We start from the raw sequence: 24,511 nt of genomic DNA on the forward strand, positions 1-24,511 counted from the left end.
ATGAACTGAAGAGAATCACCGCGCCTCGCGCGGCGGACGCCTCCCCCCACACCGGCGGCCGCCCGACCCGACCCGAGGAGAACCCATGAACAGGCGTGACATCCTGCGGCGCAGCGCCGCCGCCGGCCTCCTGGCCACCCCCGCCGCCGGCCTGCTGTCCGGCTGCGCCACCAGCGGTGGCGGTGACAAGAACGATGCCGAGACCTACCAGGGCACCAAGAGCGCCCAGAACCCGCTCGGCGTGAAGGAGGACGCCCCACTCGAGGTGGTGATCTTCGGCGGCGGGTTCGGTGAGGAGTACGCCAAGGCCCACGAGGCCATGTACACCGAGAAGTACCCGAAGGCGAAGATCAAGCACTCCTCCACCCAGGAGATCAGCAAGACTCTCCAGCCACGCTTCGTCGACGGCACCCCGCCCGACGTGGTCAACAACTCCGGCTCCGGCCAGATCGACTTCAACGGGCTGGTCAGCCAGAACGCCCTCGCCGGCCTCGACGAGCTGCTGGCCGCCCCGAGCCTCGACATCCCCGGCAAGACGGTCAAGGAAACCCTGCTGCCCGGCGCCGTCGAGGTCGGCTCCTACGACGGCAAGTTCCTGGTGCTCAACTACACCTACACCGCCTACGGCATCTGGCACTCCGCCAAGCTCTTCGCCGACCGCGGCTGGTCGTACGCGAAGACCTGGGACGACCACATCGCGCTCTGCAAGCAGATCAAGGCCGCCGGCATCGCCCCCTGGACGTACGCCGGCCTGCACCCGCGCTACATGAGCTGGCCGCTGATCTCCACCGCCATCAAGCTCGGTGGCCCGTCGGTGGCGACCGCCATCGACAACCTGGAGCCGAACGCCTGGAAGTCCGACTCGATGCGGACCGCCGCCGACGCCTGGCACCAGATCGTGAAGGACAAGTACATCCTGGACGGCTCGTCCGGCCTGGACCACAAGCAGTCGCAGACCGCCTGGTGCCAGGGCAAGGCCGCCTTCATCTCCTGCGGCTCCTGGCTGGAGAGCGAACAGAAGGACGTCACCCCGGCCGGGTTCAACATGACCATTCAGCCGACGCCGAGCCTGGGCAGCGGTGACAAGCTGCCGTTCGAGGCGATCCGAGGTACTGCCGGGGAACCGTTCATGGTGCCCGCCAAGGCCCGCAACGTCGCCGGCGGCCTGGAGTACTTCCGGACCATGCTCTCCAAGAAGGGCGCCCAGGACTTCACGAAGAAGGTCGCCAGCCTCACCGTGGTCGCCGGCGCCACCGAGGGTGTCGAGCTGCCGTACGGGCTGAGCACCGTGGTCAAGGCCCTCGACGCGTCCGGCGCCAACGGCTTCAACTGGGTCTACAACAACTTCTACCGCAAGTTGGAGCGCAACCTCGTCGACGCCGCGTGCGGCGAGTTCTTCAGTGGCCGGATCGGTCCCGCGGAGTTCCTCGAGCAGTGCCAGAAGGGCGCCGACTCGATCGCCCAGGACAGCTCGATCAAGAAGTACAAGCGAGCGGCCTGACCGCCTGGCCGGTGGGGGAGACGCCCTTCCCCACCGGCCGTACCCCCTCGGAGAGGTCCACCTCGTGAAACATGGCAAGTGGCCGCTGATCGTCACGTTCCTGGTGCCGCCGGTGCTGCTGTACGTCTTCTTCGTCGTCTCGCCGTACCTCCAGGCGTTCCAGATCTCCACCACCGACTGGCTCGGCTACTCGGCCGACGCGAACCCGGTCGGCCTGGCCAACTTCAAGGCCCTCTGGCACGACGACTACGTGTGGAACGCGCTGAAGAACAACGTGATCCTGTTGGCTCTCGTGCCGGTGCTGACCATCGTGCTGGGGCTCTTCTTCGCCACCATGCTCGCCATGGGCGGGCGCAAGGGCAGCGCCGGCGTGACCGGCGTACGCGGTGGCGCGCTCTACCGCACCGTCTACTTCTTCCCGCAGGTGCTCTCCGTGGTGATCATCGCGCTGCTCTGGAAGGAGGTGTACCACCCCAACAAGGGGCTGCTGACCAGCGCACTGCACGGTCTCGGCCTGCCCTCGCCGACCTGGCTCGGCGACCCGGCGACCGCCTTCTGGTGCGTCCTGGCGGTGATGGTGTGGAGCAACGTCGGCTTCTACGTGGTGCTGTTCGGCGCGGCGATGTCGGCAGTGCCGAAGGAGATCTACGAGGCGGTGCTGCTCGATGGCGCGTCCCGGTTCACCACCCTGCGTCGGGTCACCCTGCCGCTGCTCTGGGACACCGTCCAGGTCGCCTGGGTCTACCTGGCCATCTTCGCCCTGGACGGGTTCATCCTGGTGCAGCTCATGACCAACGGCGGCCCGAACTTCTCCACCGACGTGATCGGCGTACGGATGTACGACACCGCCTTCGGCAGCGAGACCAAGTTCGGCTACGCCTCGGCGATCGGCGTGGTGATGTTCTTCCTGACCCTCTCGGTGGCGGTGCTGTCGCTGCGCATCGGCCGGCGCGAACGGATCGAGTACTCGTGACCACTCTGGATCAGCCCACCACGACCGCCCCGACCCCGGTCGTCCGCCGGGACCGCCCGGTGCGCCGGGAACTCGGCGTGGCCAACACCCTCTCGCACGGCTTCCTGCTGGTCTGGGGTCTGCTCACCGTCCTGCCACTGCTGTGGATGTTCATCAGCTCGTTCAAGACCAACGGTGAGATCCTCGCCGACCCGTGGAGTCTCCCCGGCGCGTTGCACCTGGACAACTGGGCGCGGGCCTGGACCGGCGCGCACATCGGCCGGTACTTCCTGAACAGCATGGTGGTGGTCGCCGGTTCGGTCAGCCTCACCATGCTGATGGGGGCGACCGCCGCGTACGTCTTCGCCCGCTACGAGTTCCGGGGCCGCCAGGTCGTCTACTACCTGTTCGTCGGCGGCCTCATGTTCCCGGTGTTCCTTGCCCTGGTGCCGCTCTTCTTCGTGGTCCGCAACGCCGGCCTCTTCAACACCTGGCTCGGGTTGATCCTCGTCTACGCGGCGTACTCGCTGCCGTTCACGGTGTTCTTCCTGACCGCGTTCTTCCGGACCCTGCCGACGTCGGTGGCGGAGGCCGCGCTGGTCGACGGCTGCGGCCACTTCCGGCTCTTCTTCCGGGTGATGCTGCCGATGGCACGTCCGGGACTGATCAGCGTGGCGATCTTCAACTTCCTCAGCCACTGGAACCAGTTCCTGCTGCCGCAGGTGCTGTTGCAGGGCGACGAGTCCAAGTGGATGCTGGCCCAGGGGCTGTTCGCGCTCTCGGTCAGTCAGGGCTACGCCGGTGACTACGCCCGGCTGTTCGCCGGACTGAGCATCGCGGTGCTCCCGGTGCTCGCCGTGTACGTGGCGTTCCAGCGTCAGGTGCAGGCTGGCCTGACCGCCGGCCAACTCAAGTAGCGGCCCGCCACCCTGACCGATAACGACCACCCGGTGTGCGGCCCGAACACGACCTCCCGCCCGACCCGGCCGCGACCCTCCGCCCGGTCCGCCCGACCCCCTCGCCCGGTCATGATCGTGCTCGATCCTGGATGTGGTCCCCTCCTCGTGGCACGAGGCCACTACTTCCTGGTTCGAGCGCGATCATGACCGGCGCGCCCGGGCCCCATGCGCGAGCGCGGGGGCGGTGGGGGCGCGGGGCGGCCAGGTGCTGGCGGCCGGGTGGTGGGGCGTGGTGGGTCAGGGGGTGGGGAAGAGACGGGCGTGCAGGGCGGCGGGGTCGGTGACCTCGGGTAGGCCGCGGGCGGCGAGCCAGGCCGCGGCGGCGGCCCCGTCTGCGGCGGTACGCACCGGCGCGTCCGGCCAGCGTCGGGCGATCTCGGCCCGGACGGCGGTGGCGAGCGGGGTGTCCGCGGTGAGCAGGCCACCGCCGAGCACGACGGGTGTCACCGCCCCGGCGGTGCGGATGCGACTCACGCTCTCGGTCAGGTGCGCGGCGGCTTCGGTGATCAGCGCGGTGGCGACCGGGTCGCCGTGGGTGGCGGCGTCGACGACCAGCGGTGCGAGCCGGGCGAGTTCGACGGGGGGTCGACGGGTCACCGTCTGGATGGTGGCGTCGACGGTGTCCCGGGGGCGGGCGGCGATGTCGGCGCTGCCCAGCAGTTCGGTGAGGACGGTCGTGGCCAGCGCGCCTGGGGCACGCCCCGCGTCGAGATCGGCGAGTAGCCGGCGTACCGCTTCCCGGCCGAGCCAGAAGCCGGAGCCGGCGTCGCCGAGGAGCCAGCCGTGGCCGTCGGCGATCCGGTCGAGCCGCAGGTCGTGGACCTGCGCGGTGATTGCCCCCGTGCCGGCGATGAGGATGGTGCCGTCCGGGGCGGCGGTGCCGGAGGCGTAGGCGACCAGGGCGTCGCCGTGCACCTCGTACGGGCAGCGCAGGCCGGCGTCGCGCCAGGCCTGGTCGAAGGCGGCCCTTCCGGCCGGGTCGGCGAGCAGCCGGCCCGCTCCGGCGAGACCGATGGTGCCGGCGGCGGCCCGCGCCGGGTCGACGTCGGCGAGCGCCTCGCGCAGTGCGGTCAGCAGTTCGGCGGCGGCGCGTTCGGCGCCGTGACTGGTGGGGTTGCCGCCGCCGGCGCGGCCGGTGCCGACGCGGTGCCCGGTGAGGGTGAGGACGGTCGCCCGGGTGGACGTACCGCCGACGTCGAGCCCCACCACGACGGTGTCGGACATCGGCACGGGTCTCCTTGCGTGGAACGGCGATCTGGCTTGTTCATGCTGGTCGGCGGCGTGGTGCGGGGCAAGTGGTGGGGGCCGTGCGGGGCTGTGCGCCGGGTAACAGTTTGAAAACTTCGCCCACGGTCTTGACATAGAGGGGCGTCTAGTAAGAACTTTTACCACTAACGGTTAACAGTCTTTTCGGAAAGTTGAGGCGACTCATGGTTGATCACGAGGTGGACACCGCCGCTGGGACCGCGGTGGTCGACGCCGACGTGATCGACCGCAGAACCTCGCCCTCCGACGGGGTGCTGGCAAGGGTGCGCAACGGGCTCGGGGAGTTGACCGGCGCCCTGCACCGGGTCGCCGAGCACGTGCTCAGCGACCCGGAGGCCGCCGCCCGATCGACAATCGTGGAGCTGGCCGAGCGCAGCGGCACCTCACCGGCGACCATCACCCGGTTCTGCCGGGCGATGGGCTTCGAGGGGTACGCCGACCTGCGACTGGGCATCGCTTCCGAGACCGGGCGGGCGCGCTCGGCCGGTTGGACGGTCGACATCGGACGGGAGATCCAGCCGAGCGACCCGCTCGCCCGGGTGCTCGACCAGATCATGGCCGCCGACACCCGAGCCATGCACGACACCGCCACCCTGCTCGACCTCGGCGAGGTGGAGCGGGCCGCCGTGGCGATCGCCGGCGCCAGCCGGGTCAACATCTTCGGCGCCAGCGGCAGCGCCCTGGTCGGCGAGGAGATGCAGTTCAGTCTGCACCGCATCGGGGTGGCGGCGTGGGCGTGGAACGACGTGCACGAGGGGCTGGCCAGCGCCGCCCTGCTGCGACCGGGGGATGTGGCGCTCGGCATCTCGCACACCGGGCAGACCCGGGAGACCATCGAGATGCTCGCCGAGGCGGGCAGCCGGGGCGCCACCACGCTCGCGCTCACCGGCTTCCCCCGCTCGCCACTGGCCGAGCTGGCCGACATCGTGCTGCTCACGGCCAGCCAGGCGACCACCTTCCGGCCGGACGCGCTCTCCGCCCGGCACCCCCAGCTGGTGGTGCTCGACCTGCTCTACATCGCCGTCGCCCAACGCACGCACGACCGCGCGCACGCGGCCTTCCGGCGGACCGCACAGGCCGTCGACGGACACAAGTCGGCGAAGCGGCCGCCGGGAAGCCACCCGCCGCAGCCGACACGAGGTTTCCCGACAGCATCCGAGGGAGCCGACTCATGATCAGCGCCCAGGGGTACGCGGACGCCGTCCGCCCGGTGCTCGACCGGCTGCTCGACTCGGAGGCCGACGGGATCACCCGGGCCGCCGACCTGATCGCCACCAGCCTGCGCGACGGCGGCGTGCTCCAGGCGTTCGGCGCCGGGCACTCGGAGGCGTTCGCCGCCGAACTGGTCGCCCGGGCCGGCGGGTTGGTCCCCACCAACCGGCTCTCGGTACGGGACCTCGTGATGCACGGTGACGCCCCGCGCGACGTGCTCGCCGACCCCAAACTGGAACGTGACCCCTCCATCGCCCACCAGATCTACGCGCTCGCGGCGCCCCAGCCGCGCGACGTGTTCGTGGTGGCGTCCCAGTCCGGCATCAACGGCTCGGTGGTCGAGCTGGCGGCGCTGGTCACCGAGCGCGGTCACCCGTTGATCGCGGTCACCTCGGTCGAGCACACCGCACGGGTGGCGCCACGGCACCCGTCCGGGCATCGGCTCGCCGACCTCGCCGACGTCGTGCTGGACAACGGCGCGCCGTACGGCGATGCACTGCTGCCGCTCGAGGGCGGCGGCGCGGTCTGTGCGGTCTCCTCGGTCACCACGGCGCTGCTGGCGCAGCTGCTGACCGCGGAGGTCGTACGACGGTTCCACCAGGCCGGAGAGGTACCCCCTATCTACCTCTCCGCCAACGTCCCCGGAGGGGACGAGCACAACCTCGCCCTCGAGTCGCGGTACGCCGGACGTCTCCGGCGTACCGCATGACCCGAATTCCACAAGGAGAGACGACGATGTCGATTACCCCCGAACACCCGGCCGCACTCGACCGTCGCACGGTGCTGCGTCGCGCCGCCGCCGTGGGCATGCTCGCCACTCCGGCCATCGGCCTGCTCGGTGCCTGCGCCACCAGCAGCAACGACGGCGACAACGAGCAGGTCGCCGGCGGCACGAAGAGCGAGAAGAACCCGCTGGGCGTCAAGGAGGACGCCGCGATCGAGGTGGTCATCTTCAACGGTGGCTACGGCGAGAAGTACGCCACCGACGTGCACGAGCCGCTGTACAAGAAGGCGTTCCCCAAGGCGGAGGTCAAGCACCAGGCCACCCAGGCCGTCTCCACCGTGCTCCAGCCGCGGTTCGCCTCCGGTAACCCGCCGGAGTTCGTGAACAACTCGGGCGAGAAGCTGATGGACTTCGGCGCGCTCGTGGCCGACGGTCAGCTCCAGGACCTCACCGAGCTGTGGGACGCGCCGTCGGTCGACGACCCGACGAAGAAGGTCCGCGACACGGTGGTGCCCGGCACCATCGAGGCGGGCTCGTTCAACGGCAAGCCGTACGTCCTGTACTACGTCTCCACGGTCTTCGGCATCTGGTACTCGGGCAAGCTGTTCAAGGACAACGGCTGGGCGCCGGCGAAGAACTGGGAAGAGTTCATCGCCCTGCTCACGGCCATCAAGGCCAAGGGCATCACCCCGTACGGCTACGCCGGTGCGAACGCGGCCTACTACCAGTGGAACGTGATCCTCACCCACGCCGCCAAGATCGGCGGCGTGGACGTGCTGAAGAACATCGACAACCTGGAGGACGGCGCCTGGCAGCAGGACGCCGTGAAGCAGGCGGCCACCGCGTGGGCCGAGGTCGGCGCGAAGTTCAGCGACAAGAGCTTCGAGGGCCTCAAGCACACCGACGTGCAGCTGCGGCAGAACCAGTACAAGGTGGCCCTCTACCCGAGCGGTGACTGGCTGGAGGGCGAGCAGAAGAAGGACACGCCGGCCGGCTTCGACTACCAGCTCATGCCGGTGCCGAGCATGTCCGCCTCGGACAAGCTGCCGGCCACCGCGCTGCGGGCCACCGCCGGTGAGGGCTACTTCGTCTCGGCGAAGAGCAAGAACCCCAAGGGTGGCCTGGAGTACATGCGCCAGATGCTGTCCAAGGAGGGCGCGAAGGGCTTCACCGAGGTCGTCAAGGCCCCGACCGTGGTCCCCGCCGGTTCGGAGGGCTTCGCCTTCCCGCCCGGTGTGGCCAGCTCGCAGGCCGCGCTCAAGGCGGCCGGTCAGGACGTGTTCAACCTGTACTTCGACGGCTGGTACAAGGAGCTCGACACGGAGGCGCGGACCGCCACCAACGAGCTGATGTTCGGCCGGATCAACGCGGACGCCTTCGTGGAGCGGATCCAGAAGCGTGCCGACGCGATCAAGAAGGACAGCTCCGTCGCCAAGTTCAAGCGCTGATCGATCGGAGCTAGGGTCATGCGGCACGGCAAGTATCCATTCGTGATCGGGTTCCTGTTCGCCCCGGTCGCGCTGTACGTGACATTCGTGATCTGGCCGTACGCGCAGGCGTTCCAGATCTCGATGACCAACTGGCGGGGGCTCTCCGCCCCGCAGTGGGTGGGCTTCGACAACTACCGGAGGTTGCTCGACGACGGGGCCTTCTGGAAGGCGGTCCAGCACCACGGCGTACTGCTGCTTGCCCTGCCGCTGATCACTATCGCCATCGCCCTGTTCTTCGCCTTCCTGCTCAACGTGGGCGGCAAGAGCAGCGGTGGTCAACGCCAGGGGGTCTGGGGGGCGAAGTTCTACCGGGTGGTGTTCTTCTTCCCCCAGGTCCTGGCGGTGGCCATCATCGCGGTGTTGTTCCAGATGGTGTACCGGCCGAACGAGTCCGGTCTGATCAACGGCGTACTGATGAAGTTCGGCCTGGAGCCGATCCTCTTCCTGGTGAAGCCGAACCTGGCCCTCTGGTCGATCATCGCGGTGCTGGTCTGGCAGGCGGTCGGCTTCTACGTGGTGCTCTTCTCGGCGGGGATGGCCTCCATTCCCGGTGAGATCTACGAGGCCGCCGAGATGGACGGGGCGTCGAAGGTGACCCTGTTCTTCCGGGTCACCCTGCCGCTGCTGTGGGACACCCTCCAGGTGGCCTGGGTCTACCTCGGGATCGCGGCGTTCGACGCGTTCGCCATCGTGGCGGTGCTCTCGGTGGACGGTGGCGGCCCGGACGGCGCCACCACAGTGCTGGCCATGGAGATCTACCGCAACGCGTTCGTCTACTCGAAGTACGGCTACGCCTCGGCGATGGGCGTGGCGTTGTTCTTCCTCACCCTCACGTTCGCGGCGCTGACGCTGCGGCTCACCAAGCGGGAAAGCGTGGAGTACTGATGAATCCGCAGTCGACGCTGCCGCCCCCGGCGGCGCTGCCGCCGAAGACCGGTGACCCGTCCGCCCCCGCCGGGCCGGGGCGCAAGGGCCCCCGCTCGGAGGTACGGTTCTTTGCCAGCCTGGGGCACGTCGCGCTCGCCGTCTGGGCGGTGATCGTGATCGTGCCGATCCTCTGGACCTTCCTCGCCGCGTTCAAGAACACCAGCGAGATCTTCAGCAGCCCGTGGACGCTCCCGGCGGAGCTGCGCTGGGAGAACTTCTCCCGGGCCTGGACCAAGGCGCACGTCGGGCGGTACTTCCTGAACAGCGTGATCGTGGTGTCGTGCAGCACCTTCCTCACCATGCTGCTCGGCTCGATGGCCGCGTACGTGCTGGCCCGCTACAAGTTCTGGGGCAACCGGGCGGTCTACTTCCTCTTCGTCTCGGGGTTGGCCTTCCCGGTCTTCCTGGCTCTGGTGCCGCTCTTCTTCGTGGTGAAGAACCTGGGTCTGCTGGACACCCACACCGGCGTGGTGCTGGTCTACACCGCGTACTCGTTGCCGTTCACCGTGTTCTTCCTGGCGGCGTTCTTCAAGACGCTGCCGTCGTCGGTGGCCGAGGCGGGGATGATCGACGGCTGTGGGCACAGCCGACTGTTCTTCCAGGTGATGATGCCGATGGCGAAGCCGGGCCTGATCAGCGTCGCGATCTTCAACATCATCGGTCAGTGGGCGCAGTACCAGCTCCCGTTGGTGCTGCTCTCCAACGCCAAGGACAAGTGGGTGCTCACCCAGGGCATCGCCGACATCTCGGTCAACGCCGGCTACGAGGCGGACTGGTCCGGGTTGTTCGCCGCGCTGACCATCGCCATCCTCCCGATGATCCTCGTGTACGCGCTGTTCCAGCGGCAGATCCAGGCCGGCCTCACCTCCGGTGCGGTGAAGTAGGGCGTCTCACCGCTCGTCGACGCGGGTGTGCCAGGAGCGCCACAGAGCGGCGTACGCGCCACCGGCCGCCACCAGCTCGTCATGGCTGCCGATCTCGGTGATCCGGCCGTCCGCGAGCACGGCGACCCGGTCGGCGTCGTGCGCGGTGTTGAGCCGGTGCGCGATCGCGATGACGGTCCGTCCGGAGAGCACCGCGGCCAGCGCGCGCTCGGTCCGTCGGGCGGTGGACGGGTCGAGCGCCGCTGTCGCCTCGTCCAGGATCAGGGTGTGGGGGTCGGCGAGCACCAACCGGGCCAGCGCGAGCTGCTGGGCCTCGGCCGCACCGAGCTGACGGGCCCCGTCGCCGAGCGGGGTGTCCAGGTCGTCGGGGAGCGCGGCGAACCAGTCGGCACCGACCGTGGCGAGCGCGGCGCGCATCTGGTCGTCGGAGGCGTCGGGCGCGGCGAACGAGAGGTTGTCGCGTACCGAACCGATGAAGACGTGGTGCTCCTGGGTGACCAGGGCGATCCGGCGGCGGCGCTCGGCCGGGTCGAGGTCGGTGACCGGGCAGCCGCCGATGCTGACGACACCCTGCCGTGGCGCGTCGATCCCGGCCAGCAGCCGGGCCAGTGTGGACTTGCCGGCGCCGGACGGGCCGACGACGGCCAGCCGCTCGCCGGGCTGCACCTCCAGGTCGATGCCGTGCAGCACGTCCGGCCCGTCGGAGTAGGAGAACCGTGCCCCCCGCACGACGAGCCGCTCACCTGGGGACGAGGCCGTCGTGCCGGGCGGTTCCGGCGGAACCATGCCGACACCGAGCACCCGGGCGTACGACGCGAAGCCGCGTTGCGCCTGCTCGGTCCACTGCAACAGGCGGTCCAACGGGTCGATCGCCTGTTGCAGGTAGAGCGCGGCGGCGACCACCGCGCCGAGCGACACCATGTCCCGGGCCAGCAGGTAGCCCCCGACGAGCAGGACCATGGCGACCGGCAGCGGGTAGCTGGCCTCGACGACCGAGAAGAACACGGTACGCAGCGCGAGGGTCGCCCGACGGGCCCGCCACACCAGCGTGACGCGGGTGGTGCCGTGGCGGACCCGCTCGTCGGCCAGCCGCAGCGCCTCCACCGTGCGGGCGCCCTCGGCGGTGGTGGTCAGCGTCTCGGTCAGCTCGGCGGCCGCCGCGCCCTCGGTGAGGTACGCGGAGCTGGCCCGGCGCAGATACCAACGGGTCACCGCCACGATCGACGGGAGCCCGGCCAGCGCGGCCAGCCCGAGCAGCGGGTGCAGCAGGAAGACCGCACCGAACAGCAACGTCAGCTGCACGGTGGCGATGACGATGGTGGGCACCACGTCGCGCACCGTGCTGCCGACCGTCGACACGTCGACGGAGCTGCGGGTGGCCAGGTCACCAGAGCCGGCGCGCTCGACGACCGAGACCGGCAGCCCGAGAGTCCGGGAGACGAACTGCTCGCGCAGCTCCGCGACGGCCCGTTCGCCGAAGCGGTGGCCGGCGTACTGGGCGTATCGGGAGAGCAGGGCACTGACCAGGACACAGCCGGCGATGGCCAGTGCCAGCCGGTCCACAGTGGCCACGCCCGCGCCCGCGGCGACCCGGTCGACGATGGTGCCCAGCAGCCACGGCGGGGCGAGCCCGGCGACCGCGGCGGCGCTGTGCAGCGCCAGCACCACCCCGACGGCGCGCCGGTGTCGGCTGATCATGTCGCGCAGGGCCCGGCGTACGGTGGCGCGGTCGGCCACCGGCAGGCGGCTCACCGGTACGCCTCCTCGCTGCCCCGGGCCACCAGGTGCCGGTAGGCCGGGTCGCTGTCGAACAGGTCGGTGTGGCTGCCGGTGCCGGTGACCCGGCCGGCGCTCACATGCGCGACCAGGTCGGCCCGGCCGAGCAGCAGCGGTGACGTGGCGATCAGCACGGTGGTCCGCCCGGCCCGGGCGGTCCGCAGCCGCTCGGCGATCCGCGCCTCGGTGTGCGCGTCCACCGCCGACGTCGGGTCGATGAGGATCAGCACCTCCGGTTCGCGGTGCAGCGCCCGGGCCAGGCGCAGCCGTTGGCGCTGGCCGCCGGAGAGCGTCCGGGCGCGGGCGTCGATCGGGGTGTCCAGCCCGGCGGGCAGGGCGTCGACGACGTCCTGCGCGGAGGCGGTTCGCAGGGCCGCGCCGATCCGCTCGTCATCGTCGTCGGCCCCGGCGCCAAGGATGTCGCGCAGCGTGCCGGCGAACAGGTACGAGTCGTGGTCGGCGACGAGGATCCGGGCGCGGACCTCGTCCAGGGCCACGTCGCGCAGCGGCACACCGCCCCAGGTGACACCGCTGACCACGTACCGGCCGAGCCGGTCGGCCAACGCCACGGCCGTCGCCGGGTCGTTCACCGCCACGCCGGTCAGCGACCCGGCGCGCACTGTCAGCCCGGTCACCGGGTCGTGCAGGTCGGCCGGGCCGTCCGGCGCGGCCGGGCCAGGTGGCCGGCGTGCCTCGGGCACGGAGCCGGGCCGGCGTGCCTCGGGCCGGCGTGCCTCGGGCGTGGAATCGGGCCAGCGGCGACCAGGTCCACCGACGTCGTCAGGTGTCACGTTGAGCAGGTCGGCGATGCGCCGGGCGGCGACCCGACCCCGGATCAGCTGGTGACTGCCCTCCAGCAGAAACCAGACCGGCACGATCAGGGTCGCCACGTAGCCGTAGACGGCGACCAGCTCGCCGATCGTGACGTCACCGGTCACCGCCATCCGGGCGGTCAGCCACACCACCGCCGCCAGGAACAACCCGGGGATGGCGACCGTCGCCGCGTCGATCCAGCTGTTGACCGCGCCGACGCGGTAGCCCTCGGCGCGCAGCTCCTGGGACCGGGCCGCGTACCGCCGGGCGAACAGGTCCCGACCACCGACCCCGGCGAGCACCCGCAGCCCGGCCACGATGTCACCGGACCGGGCCGTGAGCGCGCCCTGTTGCCGCCGGTAGACCGATTCGGCCCGCTCCAGGCGACGCAGCAGCGGCCCCACGACCAGACCGACCACCGGCACCCCCACCAGCACGCAGAACGCGAGCATCGGGGAGATCGACCAGAGCACCACGGCGATCACCCCGTACGCGACGACCGCGCCGACGCCCGGCCCGGTCAGCGTCAGCACCTGCGCCGTCCAGTCGATGTCGGAGCCGCCGATGGTGGACACCTCGCCCGCGCCCACCCGGCGGGGCAGCACCGCGCCGATCCGGGACAGGTGGCGCAGCAGGACCTCCGCCGAGCGGGCCTTGGCGTCCTCCCGGATGAAGGTCATCGTGCGGTGCCGCATGATGCCCAGGTAGGACAGGCCCACGCCGGCGACCACGATCGCCGCGACCCAGAGCGCCAGCGCGCGGGTGTCGCCGGTGCGCAGCCCGTCGTCGACGGCCCGGGCGATCAGATAGGGCCGGGCCGAGAGCCCGATCATCCAGGCCGTGCCGAGCAGGCTGCCACGCAGCACCCGCCAGGGTTGGCAGCGGACCAGCCACCACAGGTAGCGCATCGGACCACGGGTGTCGGGGGTGCCAGGATCGGGATGCGGGATCTGCGGAGGCACCTGATCACGCTACCGACCGGCTCCGACACCGCACCGACCCGAATCCGGTGAGGTGCGCCTCCGTTTCTGTCGGACGAAAGAGGCAGAATCACGTTCGTGCTGGTGGCGGTGGTGTCCGACGAACGCGGCGGGGGAGTGCTGTGCCCGCTGGACGCCACCGGCCAGCCGTGCGGCCCGGCGGAGGCCGTCACCGATCTGGTCGCCGCGGTCGCCGCGCGCGAGGCCGCAGAGCGCCCCCGCTGGGTCTGGGCGACCGCCTCGGCGGTCTATCCGCCGCTGTTGCGCGCCGGCGTCCGGGTCGATCGGTGCCACGACGTGGAGTTGACCGAGGCGTTGCTGCTCGGCCACGCGGGCCGCTGGGGCGAGCCCCGCTCGCTGGCCGCCGCCTGGGCCCGGCTGACCGGCGCGGCGGTGCCGCCCGACCCGCCGCCGCGCGCCGCCGCACCACCCGGGCACGGGCAGGGCGCGCTCTTCGACACCCTTCCCGGTCCGCCGGGGCCGGGCATCGAGGCACTGACCCGGGTGTACGCGGACCAGCTCGCCCGGGTCGCCGGAACCGAGCACCCCGGCCGGTTCCGGTTGCTGGTGGCCGCCGAGTCGGCCGGCGCGCTGGTCGCCACGGAGATGGGCGTCGCCGGGCTGCCGTGGCGTGCCGACGTGCACAACGAGATCCTGCACGAGCTGCTCGGTGAGGCGTCCCCGGTCGGTGGGCCGCCCCGTCGACTTGCCGAGCTGGCCGCCCGGATCGCCGACGCCCTCGGCGTACGCGGCCTGCACGCCGACTCGCCGGCCGAGCTGCTGAAGGCGTTCGCCCGGGCCGGGGTGGAGCTGCCCAACACCCGGGCCTGGGTGCTGCGCGGGGTGGACCATCCGGCGGTGCCGCTGGTGTTGGAATACAAGGAGCTCTACCGGATCTGGACGGCGCACGGCTGGGCCTGGCTCGACCAGTGGGTGCGGGGCGGCCGGTTCCAACCGGAGTACGTGCCAGGTGGTGTCGTCTCCGGCCGGTGGGCCACCCGGGGTGGTGGCGCGTTGCAGATCCCCAAGGTGATCCGGCGGGCGGTGGTGGCCGATCCGGGTTGGCGGTTGGTGGTCGCCGACGCCGGCCAGTTGGAGCCCCGGGTGCTGGCAGCGGTCTCCGGCGACGCGCGGTTGGCGGCGGCGGGCGGTGCCGGCGACCTCTACGCCGCGTTGGCCCGGGATTCGTTCGGTGGCGACCGGGCGAAGGCCAAGGTGGCCCTGCTCGGCGCCATGTACGGGCAGACCGGCGGGGCCGCGGTGCCCGCGTTGGCGGTGCTGAAGCGCAGTTACCCGACGGCGTTCGGTTACGTCGAGGCGGCGGCGCGCACCGGTGAGACAGGTGGGTTGGTGCGGTCGTGGCTGGGGCGGACGTGCCCGCCCGGCTCGGCCGGGTTCGGTGAGCTGGGCGACGAGACCGCCGATCCGGAGGGGCCTGCCGATCCGCAGAGTCCACGGGCGCGTGCCGCGCGGTCGCGGGGGCGTTTCACCCGCAACTTCGTCATTCAGGCCACCGCCGCGGAGTGGGCCTCGACGTTGCTGGCGACGCTGCGTACGGAGTTGTCCGGCACCGACGCCGAGTTGGTGTTCTTCCAGCATGACGAGGTGGTCGTGCACGCGCCGGCGGGCCAGGCCGACGCGGTCGCCGAGGCTGTCAGCCGCTGCGGCGAGCGGGCCTCGGCGCTGCTCTTCGGTGCGACGCCGGTCCGGTTTCCGCTGGATCTGTCCATCGTCGACTGCTACGCCGACGCCGCCTGACCCGCGAGCGTACGCCGACCGTCGGGACACCGGCCAGGTCCGCGCCGTCGGGCGACCGCCGCGCCCTCGACGACCGGCACCGTCCGCTGCGTCGGGAGATGCCGGGCGTGTAACGGTTGTGCTATTTCTCCTTTTCGCCCCGCCACCCTCGGCTGGCCGTCCTCGTTGCAGTGTCCGTAGGAGGGGACGGATCTGTCACGGTCCGTTCCGTGCTGGAGGGGGCGCAGCTGAACCGGATCGCAGGAATGATCATCGCCGCAGGCGGAGGACGACGGATCGGTGGTCCCGAGGCGCTGCTGCACCAGGGGGGAAAGCCCCTGGTCAATCAGATGATCGACACGATGACCGAGGCGGGCTGCGAGCGGATCGTGGTCGTCCTGGGTGCCGCCGCCGACCAGGTCCAGGAGACCGCTGACCTGGGCAAGGCCACCGTTGTGATCAACAAGGCGTGGGGCACCGGAGTCGGCTCGTCCATCCGGGCCGGTCTGGCCGCGATGGACGACGACGGGATCGAGGCGGTGGTGGTGGTCCCGGTCGACATGCCGGGCCTGACCGCGACGGCGGTCCGGCGGGTGGCCGCGCTGCCGTACCCGGACGTGCTGGTCTGCGCCACCTACGACGGGTTGCGCGGCTATCCGATGTTGTTCGGCCGCCGGCACTGGCCCGGCATCGCCACCCTGGCCAGCGCCGACGTGGGCGCCCGGCCATACCTGTTGGCGCACAAGGACCAGATTGTCGACATCGCCTGCGACTCGGTCGCCGACGGCAGCCGGATCGACACCCCGGAGCTGATGGATCTCTACGGCCTCACCGTCCCGCCGCAGCGCGTCGGGGTCTGAGGCGGCAGCAGCCGTGGAAGCCCGACGGTAGGCGGTGCGTCGCGCTTCCCGGAATGCGTGATGCCTGTGAGGCATCAAGATGACTCACAGGCATCACGCTCGTCAGGACATGGCCGCAAGATCGGTGCGGGCGTGGCGGGGTACTTCAGTCCTGCGCCGAGTCCAGCTTTCCGGTGGCGGCGAGGCGCTGGTACCAGTGGGCGCTGTCCTTCCAGGTGCGTACCTGGGTGTCGTAGTCGACCCGGATGATCCCGAAGCGACGGTCGTAGCCGTAGCCCCACTCGAAGTTGTCCAGCAACGACCAGACGAAGTAGCCGCGGACGTCAGCACCCTGGGCGCGGGCGTCGGCCATCGCGCCGATGTGCCGACGCAGGTAGTCGATCCGCCGCTCGTCGTGGATGCGGCCGTCGGCCGACACCACGTCGTCGAACGCCGCGCCGTTCTCGGTGATCATCATGGGCTGGTTCGGGTATTCGCGGTGCAGGCGCAGCAGCAGCTCGGTCAGCGCCGGCGGGTCGATGTTCCAACCCATCGCCGTGTACGGGCCGGGCTGCGGCAGGAAGTCGACGTCGTCGGCGGCGACCCACGGCGTGGAGGTCGACGCGCCGTGCCCGTCGGCGTCGGAGCGGGCCGACACCCCGTCCCAGGCCCGGACCAGGGTGCTGGAGTAGTAGTTGACCCCGAGCACGTCCAGCGGTACCGCGATCAGCTTCTCGTCACCCTCGCGGACGAACGACCAGTCGGTGACGGAGGCGGTGTCGGCCAGCAGGTCGGCCGGGTACGCCCCGTCCAGCATCGGGCCGAGGAACGCCCGGTTCGCCAACGCGTCGATCCGCCGGACCGCGTCCTGGTCGGCGGCCGAGTCGGAGGCACCCCGGACGACGTGCAGGTTCAGCGTCACCGACAGCTCGGCGGACGGGGCCAGCTCCCGGACCACCCGGCCGGCCAGGCCGTGCGCGAGGTTGAGGTGGTGCACCGCTGCCAGCGCCGCCGCCGGCTCGGTGCGACCCGGCGCGTGCACCCCGGAGGCGTAGCCCAGGTACGCGGAGCACCACGGCTCGTTCAGCGTCGTCCAGGTGTGCACCCGGTCGCCCAGCGCACCGACGATGCCCGCCGCGTACTCCTGGAAGCGCAACGCGGTCTCCCGTGCCGCCCACCCGCCGGTGTCCTCCAGCTCCTGCGGCAGGTCCCAGTGGTACATGGTGGCCACCGGGCGGATGCCCCGCTCCAGCAGCCCGTCCACCAGCCGCGAGTAGAAGTCGATGCCCGCCTGGTTGAACCGGCCCGAACCGCCCGGCTGCACCCGGGGCCAGGAGATGGAGAACCGGTACGCGCTGAGCCCGAGGTCGGCGATGTGCCCGAGGTCGTCGGCCCACCGGTGGTAGTGGTCGGCGGCCACGTCCCCGGTGTCGCCGTTGAGGGTCCGGCCGGGGGTGTGGCTGTAGGTGTCCCAGATGGACGGGCCCCGCCCGTCCTCGGTCGCCGCACCCTCGATCTGGTACGCCGCCGTCGCCGAGCCCCAGATGAAGCTCTCCGGGAAGTGGTGTCGCGTCATCGTTCCGTCCCCTGGATCTCGCAGATGTAGCCCGTCGAGGTGCCGGCGACCAGTTCGGCACTGGCCGTCCCGCCCTCGTAGCGCACGTCGAACTCGGCGCCCGGTCCGTCGCCGGGTGACGGTACCCGTACCCGGACCCGCTGCCCGTCGGTCGGTGCGTACAGCCGCAGCCGCACGTCGTCGGCCCACTCGTAGTCCGGTCGGTCGGTGCGCGAGCCGAACGGGATGACCGCGCCCGGTCGGGCCAGCACCGGCAGGCTGTCGAAGCCGTGCTTCTCGGTCACCCAGGTCGGGCCGGTGACCTGCGCGCCGGTGACCAGGTGCGTCCAGGTGCCGGCGGGTACGTAGTACGTGACGTCGCCGTCGGCGCTGAGCACCGGCGCGACGAGCACGTCCGGGCCGAGCATGTACTGCCGGTCCAGGTGCGCGGTCGCCGGGTCGTCCGGGAACTCCAGGAACATCGGCCGCATCATCGGCGTTCCGTCGCGGTGCGCGTCCTCGGCGGCGGCCGCCAGATACGGCATCAGGCCGAGCTTGAGCTGGGTGAAGTGCCGCAGCACGTCGACGGCCTCGTCGTCGAAGGCCCACGGCACCCGGTACGAGCCGGACCCGTGCAGCCGGGAGTGCGAGGAGAGCAACCCGAAGGCCACCCACCGCTTGAACACCGCCGGGTCGGGAGTGCCCTCGAAGCCGCCGATGTCGTGGCTCCAGTAGCCGAAGCCGGACGCCGCCAGGGACAGCCCGCCGCGCAGCGACTCGGCCATCGCGACGAACGTCGACTCGCAGTCGCCGCCCCAGTGCACCGGGAACTGCTGCCCGCCGGCGGTGGCCGAGCGGGCGAACAGCACCGCCTCGCCCTTGCCGCGCTCGGTCTCCAGCAGTTCGAAGACCGCCTTGTTGTAGAGGTACGAGTAGTAGTTGTGCATCCGCTGCGGGTCGGAGCCGTCGTGCCACACCACGTCGGTCGGGATGCGCTCGCCGAAGTCGGTCTTGAAGCAGTCGACGCCCATGTCCAGCAGCACCTTGAGCTTGCCGGTGAACCAGGCGACGGCGTCCGGGTTGGTGAAGTCGACCAGCGCCATGCCGGCCTGCCACTTGTCCCACTGCCAGACCGATCCGTCGGGGTTGCGCACCAGGTAACCGGCCTCGCGGCCCTCCTCGAAGAGGTACGACCGCTGCGCGATGTACGGGTTGATCCAGACGCACACCTTCAGGTCGCGTTCGTGCAGCCGGCGCAGCATCCCCTCCGGGTCGGGGAAGGTCGCCGGGTCCCAGACGAAGTCGACCCAGTGGAACTGGCGCATCCAGAAGCAGTCGAAGTGGAACACCGACAGCGGCAGCCCGCGCTCGGCCATCCCGTCGACGAACTCGGTCACCGTCTTCTCGTCGTACGAGGTGGTGAACGACGTGGACAGCCAGAGGCCGTACGACCACGCGGGGATCCGGGCCGGCCGGCCGGTGAGCGCTGTGTACCGGCGCAGCACGTCCTTCGGGTGGGGCCCGTCGATGACGTAGTAGGTCAGCGACTGGCCCTCGACGCTGAACTGGGTCTGCGTGACGACCTCGGAGCCGACCTCGAACGACACGTGCTCCGGGTGGTCCACGAAGACCCCGTAGCCGGCGCTGCTGAGGTAGAACGGCACGTTCTTGTACGCCTGCTCGCTGGCGGTGCCGCCGTCGGCGTTCCAGATGTCGACGGTCTGCCCGTTCTTGACGAACGGGCCGAAGCGCTCGCCCAGCCCGTACACCGTCTCACCGACGCCCAGGGCGAGCCGTTCGTGCACGTGCCGGCGGCCTTCGGCGTCGGTGACGACGCCGATGCTGCGCGCCGTGGACGAGGTGACCAGCCGGTCGCCGTGCAGGAAGTCGACCCGCCACCCGTCGATGAGCGAGACCCGTGCGGTCAGCTCACCGGTGGCCAGCGTCGCGCTGAGCCCGGTGACGTCGACGGTGACCGGGTGCGTCTCGTCGGTGCTCAGCCCGAAGTGCGGTTCGCGGGGCAGCCCTCCGGTGTGGTGGGCGATCGTCACCCCGATGACGCCGGGGGCGGGGGAGAAGAACCGAACGGTGACCAGGGGACGGTTGAGGGTGTCGCCGCGTCCGGTGATCTGACCGGTCGGCGCGAAGACGGTGAAGCCGCGCTCGTCCGGCTCGACCGACTCCACGGTGCCGGGGCGCAGGACGCTGACGCCGGGGCGCAGCTGCCAGTACCCGTCGGTGAACTTCACTTCTCGGCTCCTGCCGTGATACCGCGCGCAAGGGTGCGCTGGAAGATGAGGAAGAAGAGGATGGCCGGCACCAGGCTGATCAGCGCGCCGGCGTTGGTGGTCGGGGCGTCCATCAGCCGGTCGCCCTGCAACGACGCGAGCGCGACCGGGATGGTCTGCGTCTGGTTGTCGATCAGCATGACCAGCGGGATGAGGAACTCGTTCCACGTCCAGATGAAGAAGAAGATGAGCAGCACCGCGAGGGTGGGTCGCAGGTTGGGGAAGACCACCCGCCACAGCACCGTCCACTTGCCGGCGCCGTCCAACGCGGCGGCCTCCAGCAGCGAGCGCGGGAACGTGCTCATCACCGAGGCGAGCAGGTAGGTGCCGAACGCGCTCTGGATCACGGTGAAGATGATGATCACCGAGAGCTGGGTGTTGTAGAGGCCGACCTGCTTCGCCACGTAGTACAGCGGGTAGATCAGCGCCTCCTGCGGCAGCATGTTCGCCAGCAGGAAGAGACCGACGATCCACAGCCGGCCACGGACCCGGCCGATGCCCAGGGCGTACGCGTTGAGCAGCGACACGGCGACGCCGAGCACCGCCACCGAGCCGGCGATGATCGCCGAGTTCCAGAACTTGAGCGGGAAGTTCACAGTGGTCCAGTAGGTGCGCAGACCCTTGGTGTAGAACTCCGTCGGCCAGCTCAGCGGCCCGCTCGACGAGTAGTCGCCGGGCGACTTGAACGCGTTGAGCAGCATGAACGCGAACGGCACCAGCATGACGAGCGCGCCGAGGAGGACCAGGACGAGCACCACCCAGCGGCTGACGCCGCGGTGGTGTCGGTCGCGTACCGGCCGGGCCGGCTTCACCGGCGCGGCGCTCGGTGTGAGCATGACGGCCATGTCAGAACCCCCGGTCCCGGCGCTCGCTGCGGGCCTGCATCCAGATGAAGATCCCGGCCACCACCACGATGATCAGGGTCAGCACCATGGAGATCGCGGAGCCGTAGCCGACCTGCAGCTTCTTGAAGAACGTGTAGTAGGCGAAGTACGACGGCACGTTCGTGGCGTTGTCCGGGCCGCCCCGGGTCAGGGCGAAGATCGGCCCGAACACCTTCAACGCGGCGATGGTGCAGGTCAGGGCCACCACGAAGGTCTCCGGCCGGATCTGCGGGAGGGTGATCGCCCGGAACCGGTGCAGCCAGTTCGCGCCGTCGACCTCGGCCGCCTCGTACAGCTCGGGGTCGACCCGCTGCAACGCCGCCATGAACACGACGACGGGGTAGCCGATCTGCACCCAGATCATCACGGCCATCACGGCCGGCAGGGCGGTGCCCGGGTCGCCGAGCCAGTCATGGCGGAGCGCGCCGAGACCGACCGCGTCGAGGAGGCTGTTGAACGCCCCGTCGGGGCGCAGGATCCAGCCCCAGACGATGCCGGCCACCACGACGGGCAGCACCTGCGGCAGGTAGAACGCGGCCCGCAGCGCGGCGGCGGTGCGGGGCTTGAACCGGCGGCCGATGACGTCGAAGAGCACCGCGGCCAGCAGCAGACCGAGCACGGTGGGCACCACCACCATCGCGACGAGCATCCAGACGGTGTTGCGGAACGACGCCCAGAACACGTCGTCGTGCAGCAACTGCTGGTAGTTGTCCAGGCCGACCCACCGGGGGTCGCCGATGCCGGACCACTTGGTCAGCGACAGGTAGAGGGTGCCGAGAAGCGGCGCGCCGATGACGAGGAGGAAGAGCGCCGCTCCGGGGAGCAGGTAGAGCCAGTACGCCGCGTTGCGGCCGCGGCGTCGGCGGCGGGGCACGGGCGGAGTGGGGGCCGCGGCCGGCGGTGTGGCGGCGACCGTCTCGGAGACTGCCATGGAAGATCCTTCCCGGCGGGGCGGGCGGGCGCGCCGGTCGTGCCGGTCACGCCCGCCGCTCGCCGTGTCACTTGCCGGTGATCTCCTTGACGCCATCGGCGTACGGCTTGGCGATCGTGTCGAGGACCTGGTCGGGCGACTTCGAGCCGTTGATCAGACCCTGGAAGCCGGAGACCAGCACGTCGTAGTAGCCGGGGACCGGCCAGTCCGGGTAGAAGGCGAGCCCGTCGGACTTGCTGACCGTGTTGAAGTCCTCGATCAGCTTGCGGTCCTTCGGGTCGGTGATCTTCGACGCGTCAGCGGCGACCGGAACACCACCGTTGTTGCCGATCAGATCCTGGATCTCCGGGCGCAGGGTGATGTCGATGAAGTCGTACGCCAGGCTCTTGGCCTTGCTGTTCTCCGGGACCACCCAGAGGTTGCCGGAGGAGCCGGCCTGAAGGGTGTTGCCGGGGAAGAGGAAGGTGTCCCAGTTGGCCTTCATCTCGGCCTTGAACCGGCCGTACCACCAGCTACCCGAGACGATCATCGGAACCTTGCCGCCGATGAAGGCGGTGCCCATGTCCTCGGCCTTGAGGCTGGCCGAGTTCTTGGCGACGTAGCCCTTCTGCACCCACTGGGCGAAGGTCTCCGCGCCGTACTTGAGCGGGTCGGCCTTGAAGTCGACAGGGTTCTTGTAGAGCTGGTAGTTGTCGACGAACTGCCGGTCGGCCTTGGAGAGGGCGAGTTGGTAGAAGAGTTGCCCGGCGGGGTACTCGGCGCCGGCCATGCCCAGCGGGGTGATCCCCTTGCCGACGAAGGTGTCCATGGCGGCCGTCATCTCGGCCATGGTGGTCGGGACCTTGACGCCGTTGCTCTGGAACAGGTCCTTGTTGTAGTAGACGGTGACGTACTCGCCGTAGTTCGGCACACCGAACCAGTTGCCGGAGCCCATCACGCCCTTGTCGCTGTACCGGGCGGTGGTCTGCAGGCTGGGGCTGAGCTTGCCGGCCCAGCCGCGCTTGTCGGCCTCGCTGCTCAGGTCGGCCAGCAGGCCCTGGGAGGAGAGCAGCCCGGCGGTCGCGTTGCCCTTGTTGTACTCCATGATGTCCGGGCCCTCGGACGAGTTGATGATCATGCCAGCGTTCTGCTGGATCTGCTCGAACGCCTTGCGCTCGAAGCGCACCTCGACGCCCGGGTGCTCGGACTTGAAAATCTCGATCGCCCGGTCCCAGCCGATCCCCATGGCGCTGTTCTCGCTCTCGTAGTGCCAGAGCTTCAGAACCTTGGCGTCGCTGCTGTCCCCGTTGTCACCACCGCCGCAGGCGGCCACGGTGGTCGTCGCGGTCGCCGCCAGGGCGATCGCGGCGACGAGCCGGTGGAATCGCTGCATTACTATCCTCCTCGTTGAGTACTAGCCGGTACTTCACGGGGCCCGTCGTCGCGTTGCAGCGCGATGGCGGGCCGTCTTAGCTGGTCAGCCGCCGTCGTTCGACGCCGGACCAGAGGTAGCCAGTGCCGGCCGCCGGGGTGCGGCGGTCGACCCCCGGATCTCCAACGTGCACGGCAGCAGTTGCTGGTGACGAAGGTCGGCGGGGCCGTCCAGGTGGCGCGTCAGCGCCTCGATCGCGATCCGGCCCAGCGCCGAACCGGGGGACGTCATCGCGGTCAGCGCGGGGGTGGCCAGTTCGGCGACCTGCGGCGAGGTGACCATCGAGACGACGGAGACGTCGTCGGGCACCGACAACCCCCGGCCGGTCAGCTCGCCGAGGATGCCGAAGATCGCCGTCTCGTTCATGGCCAGCACCGCGGTCAGCTCCGGGGCCTGCGCGAACGCGGCGGCCAGGGCGGCCCGCCCGCCGGCGGCGCTGTCCTCGGCGGCGATCATCACCGGATCCAGGCCGTGCCCGGTCATCGCCGAGGTGAAGGCGTCCCGGGTACGCAGCGCCGGCCCGTAACCGCTGGCCAGTGTGGCGGCCGAGTGGTTGACGTAGACGATCTGCCGGTGCCCGAGACCGACCAGGTGCGCGACGGCGTCCCGGACGGTCTGGTCGAAGTCGATGTCGACGTAGGAGAGCGTGCTGGTGTCGGCGGTGCGGCCGATCAGCACCAGCGGCACCCCCGCCTCCTGGAGCACGGTGACCCGCTCGTCGGCCAGCTGCACCTCCATCAGCACGACCCCGTCGAGCATCCGCTGGCTGGCCAGCCGGCGCAGGTCGTCGAGGTTGCCTCCGCCGACCGGCGAGAGCACCAGGTGGTAGCCGGCGACGCTGGCCGCGGCGGCGGCACCGGTGACGAAGGCGGTCTCGGTGGCACCGAGGCCCCGCTCGTCCATCGGCATCAGCAGGCCGAGGATCCGGCTGCGGCGACTGGCCAGCCCTCGGGCCATCGCGTTGGGCTGGTAGTCGAGCTGTGCCATCGCGGCGAGCACCTTGTTGCGGGTGGCCTGCGAGATCGGCCGGGCGCCGGTGAGCACGTACGAGACGGTGCTGACCGAGACGTGGGCGAGGCGGGCGACGTCGTGCATGGTGGCCACCGCGTACCTCCTTTGGCCTGCTGTGGAACCGCTCCCGGAGACTTCGTCGAAGCGCTTCGACGAAGCGGTTCGACAGGACGCTAGGCCACCTGTTACGGCGACGTCAATAGCCGATGTCGAAAAGAATTCAGTCCGTGTCCGGCCCTCGGGCCCCGGGGCTGCGCTCCTGGCACGCCTCAAGATCGCGCTCGATCCTGGTTGTAGTCCCCTCGGGTCGTCGCGGAAGCCGCTACACCAAGGATCGAGCACGATCTTGAGGGCGCGGCGGGGGTGGCGGG

Annotated in this window: 18 protein-coding genes and 1 pseudogene; 10 read left to right on the forward strand and 9 right to left on the reverse strand. The window is 70.5% G+C overall.

The genetic code is table 11. The features are described 5' to 3' along the window. Positions 1-85 precede the first annotated feature (85 nt). From ngcE (IF22_RS0130355) to IF22_RS0130365, 3 genes are all read left to right on the forward strand, one after another. Complete coding sequence (ngcE, locus tag IF22_RS0130355) at positions 86-1,501, forward strand: N-acetylglucosamine/diacetylchitobiose ABC transporter substrate-binding protein (protein ID WP_030337771.1); 1,416 nt, start codon at positions 86-88, stop codon at positions 1,499-1,501. 64 nt (positions 1,502-1,565) lie between these two features. Then, positions 1,566-2,474, forward strand: coding sequence for a carbohydrate ABC transporter permease (locus tag IF22_RS0130360; RefSeq protein WP_030337772.1), 909 nt, complete (start codon positions 1,566-1,568; stop codon positions 2,472-2,474). Beyond that, complete coding sequence (locus IF22_RS0130365; RefSeq protein ID WP_030337773.1) at positions 2,471-3,370, forward strand: carbohydrate ABC transporter permease; 900 nt, start codon at positions 2,471-2,473, stop codon at positions 3,368-3,370. The genes IF22_RS0130360 and IF22_RS0130365 overlap by 4 nt, the downstream gene beginning before the upstream one ends. A 279-nt stretch (positions 3,371-3,649) precedes the next feature. On the opposite strand, the gene IF22_RS0130370 is transcribed toward IF22_RS0130365, so the two are convergent. Next, entirely contained in the window at positions 3,650-4,636 is a 987-nt protein-coding gene (locus IF22_RS0130370) for an N-acetylglucosamine kinase (protein ID WP_030337774.1), read from the reverse strand. A gap of 206 nt (positions 4,637-4,842) precedes the next feature. Between IF22_RS0130370 and IF22_RS0130375 the strand changes: the two are divergent. The 5 genes and pseudogenes from IF22_RS0130375 to IF22_RS0130395 form a co-directional block, all read left to right on the forward strand. Beyond that, positions 4,843-5,781 (forward strand): annotated as a pseudogene (locus IF22_RS0130375) (MurR/RpiR family transcriptional regulator); the annotation flags it as partial. Between the two features lie 68 nt (positions 5,782-5,849). Continuing rightward, complete coding sequence (locus IF22_RS0130380) at positions 5,850-6,599, forward strand: sugar isomerase domain-containing protein (RefSeq protein WP_030337776.1); 750 nt, start codon at positions 5,850-5,852, stop codon at positions 6,597-6,599. A 26-nt stretch (positions 6,600-6,625) separates the two neighbouring features. Continuing rightward, entirely contained in the window at positions 6,626-8,062 is a 1,437-nt protein-coding gene (ngcE, locus tag IF22_RS0130385; RefSeq protein WP_030337777.1) for an N-acetylglucosamine/diacetylchitobiose ABC transporter substrate-binding protein, read from the forward strand. Between the two features lie 18 nt (positions 8,063-8,080). After that, on the forward strand, positions 8,081-8,989 hold the full coding sequence (locus IF22_RS0130390; RefSeq protein ID WP_030337778.1) for a carbohydrate ABC transporter permease: 909 nt from the start codon (positions 8,081-8,083) through the stop codon (positions 8,987-8,989). Next, entirely contained in the window at positions 8,989-9,915 is a 927-nt protein-coding gene (locus tag IF22_RS0130395; protein WP_030337779.1) for a carbohydrate ABC transporter permease, read from the forward strand. The genes IF22_RS0130390 and IF22_RS0130395 overlap by 1 nt, the downstream gene beginning before the upstream one ends. Before the next feature lie 6 nt (positions 9,916-9,921). Here the strand turns inward: IF22_RS0130395 and IF22_RS0130400 are convergent, their stop codons facing one another. Next, positions 9,922-11,613 (reverse strand): ABC transporter ATP-binding protein, encoded by a 1,692-nt coding sequence (locus IF22_RS0130400; protein WP_245233777.1) that lies wholly within the window; start codon positions 11,611-11,613, stop codon positions 9,922-9,924. A gap of 50 nt (positions 11,614-11,663) precedes the next feature. After that, positions 11,664-13,412, reverse strand: a complete 1,749-nt coding sequence (locus IF22_RS0130405; protein WP_245233778.1) for an ABC transporter ATP-binding protein — start codon at positions 13,410-13,412, stop codon at positions 11,664-11,666. A gap of 120 nt (positions 13,413-13,532) precedes the next feature. Here IF22_RS0130405 and IF22_RS0130410 point away from each other — a divergent pair, with 120 nt between their 5' ends. Both IF22_RS0130410 and IF22_RS0130415 read left to right on the forward strand, forming a co-directional pair. After that, positions 13,533-15,242, forward strand: coding sequence for a bifunctional 3'-5' exonuclease/DNA polymerase (locus IF22_RS0130410; protein WP_030337782.1), 1,710 nt, complete (start codon positions 13,533-13,535; stop codon positions 15,240-15,242). Positions 15,243-15,487: 245 nt separating this feature from the next. Beyond that, complete coding sequence (locus tag IF22_RS0130415) at positions 15,488-16,081, forward strand: nucleotidyltransferase family protein (RefSeq protein WP_030337783.1); 594 nt, start codon at positions 15,488-15,490, stop codon at positions 16,079-16,081. Positions 16,082-16,226: 145 nt separating this feature from the next. Here the strand turns inward: IF22_RS0130415 and IF22_RS0130420 are convergent, their stop codons facing one another. From IF22_RS0130420 to IF22_RS0130445, 6 genes are all read right to left on the reverse strand, one after another. Continuing rightward, positions 16,227-17,636: a GH1 family beta-glucosidase gene (locus tag IF22_RS0130420; protein ID WP_030337784.1), complete on the reverse strand. Its 1,410-nt coding sequence runs from the start codon at positions 17,634-17,636 to the stop codon at positions 16,227-16,229. Further along, positions 17,633-19,864, reverse strand: a complete 2,232-nt coding sequence (yicI, locus tag IF22_RS0130425; protein WP_030337785.1) for an alpha-xylosidase — start codon at positions 19,862-19,864, stop codon at positions 17,633-17,635. Before yicI ends, IF22_RS0130420 begins: the two co-directional genes overlap by 4 nt. Continuing rightward, on the reverse strand, positions 19,861-20,748 hold the full coding sequence (locus tag IF22_RS0130430) for a carbohydrate ABC transporter permease (RefSeq protein WP_030337786.1): 888 nt from the start codon (positions 20,746-20,748) through the stop codon (positions 19,861-19,863). Before IF22_RS0130430 ends, yicI begins: the two co-directional genes overlap by 4 nt. Position 20,749: 1 nt before the next feature. Further along, positions 20,750-21,718, reverse strand: coding sequence for a carbohydrate ABC transporter permease (locus tag IF22_RS0130435; protein WP_030337787.1), 969 nt, complete (start codon positions 21,716-21,718; stop codon positions 20,750-20,752). 67 nt (positions 21,719-21,785) lie between these two features. Further along, positions 21,786-23,090, reverse strand: coding sequence for an ABC transporter substrate-binding protein (locus IF22_RS0130440; protein WP_030337788.1), 1,305 nt, complete (start codon positions 23,088-23,090; stop codon positions 21,786-21,788). An 84-nt stretch (positions 23,091-23,174) separates the two neighbouring features. After that, positions 23,175-24,224, reverse strand: coding sequence for a LacI family DNA-binding transcriptional regulator (locus tag IF22_RS0130445; protein ID WP_245233779.1), 1,050 nt, complete (start codon positions 24,222-24,224; stop codon positions 23,175-23,177). Positions 24,225-24,511: the final 287 nt, after the last annotated feature.

This window comes from Micromonospora parva (genome assembly GCF_000718515.1).
GTDB classification, from domain to species: Bacteria; Actinomycetota; Actinomycetes; order Mycobacteriales; family Micromonosporaceae; genus Micromonospora; species Micromonospora parva.

Excerpts from the sequence above, each read along its gene's own strand:
- ngcE (WP_030337771.1), top strand. The coding sequence starts at position 86 with ATGAACAGGCGTGACATCCTGCGGCGCAGCGCCGCCGCCGGCCTCCTG.
- IF22_RS0130370 (WP_030337774.1), bottom strand. The coding sequence starts at position 4,636 with ATGTCCGACACCGTCGTGGTGGGGCTCGACGTCGGCGGTACGTCCACC.
- IF22_RS0130380 (WP_030337776.1), top strand. The coding sequence starts at position 5,850 with ATGATCAGCGCCCAGGGGTACGCGGACGCCGTCCGCCCGGTGCTCGAC.
- ngcE (WP_030337777.1), top strand. The coding sequence starts at position 6,626 with ATGTCGATTACCCCCGAACACCCGGCCGCACTCGACCGTCGCACGGTG.
- IF22_RS0130390 (WP_030337778.1), top strand. The coding sequence starts at position 8,081 with ATGCGGCACGGCAAGTATCCATTCGTGATCGGGTTCCTGTTCGCCCCG.
- IF22_RS0130395 (WP_030337779.1), top strand. The coding sequence starts at position 8,989 with ATGAATCCGCAGTCGACGCTGCCGCCCCCGGCGGCGCTGCCGCCGAAG.
- IF22_RS0130400 (WP_245233777.1), bottom strand. The coding sequence starts at position 11,613 with ATGATCAGCCGACACCGGCGCGCCGTCGGGGTGGTGCTGGCGCTGCAC.
- IF22_RS0130405 (WP_245233778.1), bottom strand. The coding sequence starts at position 13,412 with ATGCGCTACCTGTGGTGGCTGGTCCGCTGCCAACCCTGGCGGGTGCTG.
- IF22_RS0130415 (WP_030337783.1), top strand. The coding sequence starts at position 15,488 with ATGATCATCGCCGCAGGCGGAGGACGACGGATCGGTGGTCCCGAGGCG.
- IF22_RS0130420 (WP_030337784.1), bottom strand. The coding sequence starts at position 17,636 with ATGACGCGACACCACTTCCCGGAGAGCTTCATCTGGGGCTCGGCGACG.
- IF22_RS0130430 (WP_030337786.1), bottom strand. The coding sequence starts at position 20,748 with ATGGCCGTCATGCTCACACCGAGCGCCGCGCCGGTGAAGCCGGCCCGG.
- IF22_RS0130435 (WP_030337787.1), bottom strand. The coding sequence starts at position 21,718 with ATGGCAGTCTCCGAGACGGTCGCCGCCACACCGCCGGCCGCGGCCCCC.
- IF22_RS0130440 (WP_030337788.1), bottom strand. The coding sequence starts at position 23,090 with ATGCAGCGATTCCACCGGCTCGTCGCCGCGATCGCCCTGGCGGCGACC.
- IF22_RS0130445 (WP_245233779.1), bottom strand. The coding sequence starts at position 24,224 with ATGCACGACGTCGCCCGCCTCGCCCACGTCTCGGTCAGCACCGTCTCG.